Source organism: Microvirga medicaginis (assembly GCF_052658925.1).
This window is the reverse complement of the sequence record NZ_JBQWEL010000048.1, coordinates 1-4,933: the sequence shown is the minus strand read 5'-3', so window position 1 is coordinate 4,933 and position 4,933 is coordinate 1. Positions and strand designations below refer to the sequence as shown.

The following is a 4,933-nucleotide window of genomic DNA, read 5'->3' as shown; positions in this document are numbered from 1 at the left end:
AGCTGCAAGGTGAGCGCCCAAGGTCCCGTACAGCCGGTCGCGCGGCGGCACCTCGGGCTTGTAGAATCGGCCGAGAACCGATTTGCGGGAGGCGCCCACAAGTATAGGAAAGCCCATGGCCCTGAGCTCGGGCAGGCGGCGCAAGGCCTCAAGGTTCTGATCGGCCGTCTTGCCGAAGCCAATGCCGGGATCAAGGATCAGATGCGTGTCGGGAATGCCGGCCCGCCGGGCGAGGTCCAGGGAGCGCTCGAAGAAGCGCTGCATGTCCACCATGAGATTGAGCGAGGGATCCGCCTCCGCCCGATTGTGCATGACCACCGCCATGGCCCCATGCTCGGCCACAGTAGCGGCCATATTGAGATCATACTGGAAGCCCCAGATGTCGTTCACGATCCTTGCGCCCGCCGCCAGGGCCGCGCGAGCGGTCGCAGCCCGGAAGGTGTCAATCGACATGGGCACATTGAGAATGCTGGCGAGGTCGCGGATGACAGGAATAATGCGTCGCTGTTCCTCCTCGGCTCCGACTGGCGTGTGTCCCGGGCGCGTGGACTCCCCACCGATGTCGATGATGTCGGCCCCAGCATCCTCCATCTCGCGGGCATGTCGAAGCGCGGCCTCGTGGTCGCTGAACAGGCCGCCATCCGAGAACGAGTCGGGCGTGACGTTCAGGACGCCCATGATCAGGGTGCGCGAGCCCTGGCGGGTCAAGGTTGGTGACATGGTCGATCCCGAATTCATCAGACGCCTCGCTTGTTGCCCCAGGCGAGGACGTGCAACTGCGGCAGGACTGTCGCCGTGAACCACTGATCCGCCGCCACCGTGTCGACGAGCCAACGGAAGCGCTCCATGAGCGCGGCGGCGTCGGTCTCCTCGCTGCCGGGGCCGGCATGGGTCACCAGCGGAGCAGGATTGCCGACCTGCAGGTAAACCGGCAGAGCCGGGTAGCGGCTGGCCACCCGCCGGGCATAGGCATAGTCGTCCTCGTCGAACACGACGACTTTAACAACGCTTTGCGGTCCACCTGCCGCGGCCCTGACACACTCGTCCAGGGCCTGCCAGTCGGTGTCCATGCCCGAGGAGGGCGGCTTCGGGCTGAGCATGAGCCAGTCGAGCGCAGCGAACCACGGCTGGGGCACGCTGCCTTGGGTTTCCAGTGCGAACGTGTAACCCTTCTGCCGGCCCAGTGCGATGAGCGGTGCCAGCGGCTGAAGCGCCGGATTGCCTCCCGACAGCGACACGAGCACCGGGGTGGAGCCGGACAGCTCCTCCACCTGCCCCATGATCTCGGCCGGCGTCATCAGGGTCCAGTCCTCGCGGAACTCGGGCAGCACCGCGTAGAGCGTGTCGCACCAGCGGCAGCGGTAATCGCAGCCGCCCGTGCGCACGAACACGGTGGGGCGGCCGATCAACGGGCCCTCGCCCTGAACGGTCGGACCGAAGATCTCACTGATGCGGATGCTGCCCTTCATGGGCGGTATTCCGCCCAGGTTTTCGGGGTCTCACTGACCCGCACGGCCGCAACCTCCGGCCAGCGCGCTTTGCACCAGTCGTAGAGCCATTGGGCGATGACCTCGGCGGTCGTCTGGTCGTGTCCGAGAACCTCGTTGAGATGGCGATGGTCCAAGGTGTTGTCGATGAACGCCTTGAGCTCCGAGAGCTCACGGTAGTCGCGGACAAAGCCGACCCGGTCGAGTTCGGCCGATTGCAGAATAACCTCGACCTCATAGTTGTGGCCGTGCAGCCGGGAGCAGGGGTGCTCCGCCGGCAGGCCGCCGATCAGGTGCGAGGCGGAGAAGGCAAATCGTTTGGCAATGGTGTACATGGCTGGGCCTATGATTGTTGCGCTTGGTGTTGCTGGCAGGCTTCGACCCAGTAATCCGGATCCTCGTATGAGGTTGGATCCTCGACCCCGGCGAGGTGGAACGCCTCGCGCCGCTCGACGCACGTACCGCATCTTCCGCAATGACGTTCGCCGCCCTGGTAGCAGGACCAAGTTTCGGCAAAGGGCACGCCGAGCCGGGCGCCCTCGCGCACGATGTCGGCTTTGCTCAGCCGCACGAAGGGCGTGTAGAGGGCGATATTCGCCAGCCCGTCCAAGGCGTGGCGCTGCATCGCCTCGAACGCCTCGATGAAGTCTGGACGACAGTCCGGGTAGATGAAATGGTCGCCGCCATGGACGGCCGCCGCCACGGCGGCGGCCTGCTCGGCCGCAGCCACACCGAAGGCAATGGCGAGCATGATGGCGTTGCGGTTGGGCACCACGGTGATCCGCATAGTATCTTCCGCGTAATGCCCCTCGGGAACGGGTTCGCCGCTGGTCAGCGCCGATCCGGTCAGGAGGCGTCCGACGGCCGAGATGTCGATGATGTCATGCGGCACGCCGAGGCGGGCGGCGCAGGCCTGCGCGGAGTCGAGCTCCTTTTTATGGCGCTGGCCGTAGTCGAAAGATACAAGGCGGGTGAGGGTTCGCTCCGCCGCGACCTTGTGGGCGAGCGTGACGGAGTCCAATCCGCCGGAACAGATGACGAGAGTCTTCACGAGGGCTCCTTGTTTTGACCGGGTAGGCTGCGACCGGATCGGCTCACGGGCCGATAAGCATGAGACGGATCGCACCTGAAAAGGTGCCACCCGCAATGCGAGCGGATGGGGCACAAGAGCGCTCCATCCGCTTTCCCGCGTAGAAAGACTCATATTGAGAGGAAGTCAACGGGGAGTGGATCGGAAAAACCGTCACGCTGGAAGACTATCCCATCAGAGCACGACCGGGGCCAACGTACGACTGCTGTACATGTGATCGCGAAAGCTGATCTTAGAACGTGATCCGCAGATCCGGGAACTGCCACCTAAATTTAACGAGTAGCTGAGGATGCGCGCGTGTTGGCTCTGGCCATATCGGCTGTGAACCGGCACAGTGAGTGACCCTCTATAGGCGTGCAAGCATAACCCTGGATCGAAGACTGAAAAGAAATGGAAGCACAGCAGCTTGATCGTCAGAGGAAGGGTCATCCGTCCATGCCGAATGCGGGGTCAAGTGCCACGCCGATGCACAGTTTTTGCTTGCCGCACTGCTGGCACCGGACAGATCGGGCACCTTTCAGATCTGGGAACGACCGCTAGTGGCACGCCTGAGACCTAAGCCCGAAGGCAGCAATGCTCGTCGAACCGGACGTCCCGAAAGCGTAGGGAATCTCGGTTCCTGACCCGGAGCGGTCCTTAGAGGGAATTTGAGCAGATTTCCGCTTTCGCGAGCAGGTCTTCATCTACCAACCGACGGATGATGTCCACCGCTGCCCCGGCCGGCGAGAAGTTGGATTAATACTCAGGCTGCACAAGAACCAATAATGCGCTCAACAAGGGCGCCGCAATCGGTGCGCCCGCGCATGCCGGCCGCTCTAAAGGAGAATACCGGGCGTCCATGCTGCGATGAACTGCGGGATGTCTCTGGCAGGCATGGGGCGTCCGAAGTGATAGCCTTGCCCGACATCACAGCCAGACAATCGCAGGAGCGATGCTTGGGCAGCGTTCTCCACCCCTTCAGCCACCACCGCGATGCCGAGATTGTGACTGAGGCTCCGCACCGCTTGGACAATCGCGGCATTGTCCGCATCGATCTCTATGTCGCCGATGAATGAGCGGTCAATCTTGATCACGTCTATCGGGAACCGCTTGAGATGTGTAAGCGAGGCATAGCCCGTGCCGAAGTCGTCCAGTGCAATCGTCACGCCTGCTGTGCTCAAGGTGCGGAGCGTCCGTTCGACATTCGCCACGCTGCGGTCGAGGAGCACACTTTCGATCACCTCCACCTCAAGACAGCGCGGTGGCACATCCGCCTGGTGGAGAAGCTCGAGTACCCGTTCGGCATAGGTGTCGCGGCGGAACTCTGCGGGCGAGGCATTGATCGCAATCCGACCGCAATCGAGCCCCGCATCGAGCCAGCCGCGCATGTCGGCGAGCACACAGGAGAGCATGTGCTCGCCTATCGCCGTGCCGAGTTCCGTGTCGCCAAAGGCGGGTGCCAGCGTCTCGGGAGTTTGGAGGCCCAGGCGAGGGTGATACCAGCGCAGGAGCGCTTCGAAGCCGACCAGTGCGCCCGACACCAGCGCCACCTTCGGCTGATAGAACGGCACGATCCAGTCGAGCGCCAGCGCCTTGCGGGCGACTTCCAGAGCCGCGGCGGTTTTCTGGGCCTCTTCGCGCATGACCGGTCTGAACATCATGGCTGCGCCAAGTCCGGCCGACTTGCCGCTATAAAGCGCCAGATCTGCCCGTTTCAGTAAGTCCTCCGCGCTGGTACTCGGTCCGCCGGAGACAGCGCCTCCGATGCTGGTGCGGCACTCTTGTGCTCCGGTGCTGAGCCTGAGAGGTTCCTGCATTCCGGTCTGAATGGCTCCGGCCGTCGCCCCGACTTCCGCCTCGCCGCTGATATTGGTCACGATGACGGCGAACTCGTCGCCGCCTAAGCGGGCAACGGTGGACCCCGGAGGCACGAGACGAGCCAGCCGTTCGCCAAATGCTCTCAGAAGCCCGTCCCCGGCATCGTGCCCGAACCGGTCGTTGATCTGCTTGAAGTCATCCAGATCTAGGATCAGCAGGCCGACCTGATTTCCCGTCCGATCGGCCTGGTCGAGCGCTTGCTGGAGGCGCTCCCGAAAGAGACTGCGGTTGGGCAGGCCCGTCAAATCGTCATGATAGGCGGCCCAATGCAGTTGCTCCTGGGCAAGCCTCCGATCATGAATATCCTCCAGCGTCCCATACCAACGGACCACGGAACCATCCTCGGCTCGCCGGGCCGCCGCGCGGGCGCGGAACCAGCGATAGCTTCCATCGGCCAGACGAACCCGATAGTCTAGGTCGAAGGCTTCGCCCGAGGACACCGACTGCATCCACCGCTGCTGCGCCAGTGCCCAATCGTCGGGATGCAGGGCTTTGATCC

General features: G+C 63.5%; 5 protein-coding genes. All 5 read right to left on the bottom strand.

Annotated features, from left to right (window positions below; genetic code table 11):
- A partial coding sequence (folP, locus tag ACUXUR_RS26635; RefSeq protein ID WP_445505364.1) for a dihydropteroate synthase occupies nucleotides 1–720 on the bottom strand: 720 nt, incomplete at its 3' end.
- 17 nt (nucleotides 721–737) lie between these two features.
- Nucleotides 738–1,469 (bottom strand): 7-carboxy-7-deazaguanine synthase QueE, encoded by a 732-nt coding sequence (gene queE / locus ACUXUR_RS26630; RefSeq protein WP_445505363.1) that lies wholly within the window; start codon nucleotides 1,467–1,469, stop codon nucleotides 738–740.
- Nucleotides 1,466–1,822: a 6-carboxytetrahydropterin synthase QueD gene (queD, locus tag ACUXUR_RS26625; protein ID WP_445505362.1), complete on the bottom strand. Its 357-nt coding sequence runs from the start codon at nucleotides 1,820–1,822 to the stop codon at nucleotides 1,466–1,468. The genes queE and queD overlap by 4 nt, the downstream gene beginning before the upstream one ends.
- 8 nt (nucleotides 1,823–1,830) lie before the next feature.
- The gene (gene queC / locus ACUXUR_RS26620; RefSeq protein WP_445505361.1) at nucleotides 1,831–2,538 is read right to left on the bottom strand and encodes a 7-cyano-7-deazaguanine synthase QueC; all 708 of its coding nucleotides are present in this window, start codon (nucleotides 2,536–2,538) and stop codon (nucleotides 1,831–1,833) included.
- Between the two features lie 854 nt (nucleotides 2,539–3,392).
- Nucleotides 3,393–4,933 (bottom strand): putative bifunctional diguanylate cyclase/phosphodiesterase (locus ACUXUR_RS26615; protein ID WP_445505360.1); only part of this gene is annotated, 1,541 nt, incomplete at its 5' end.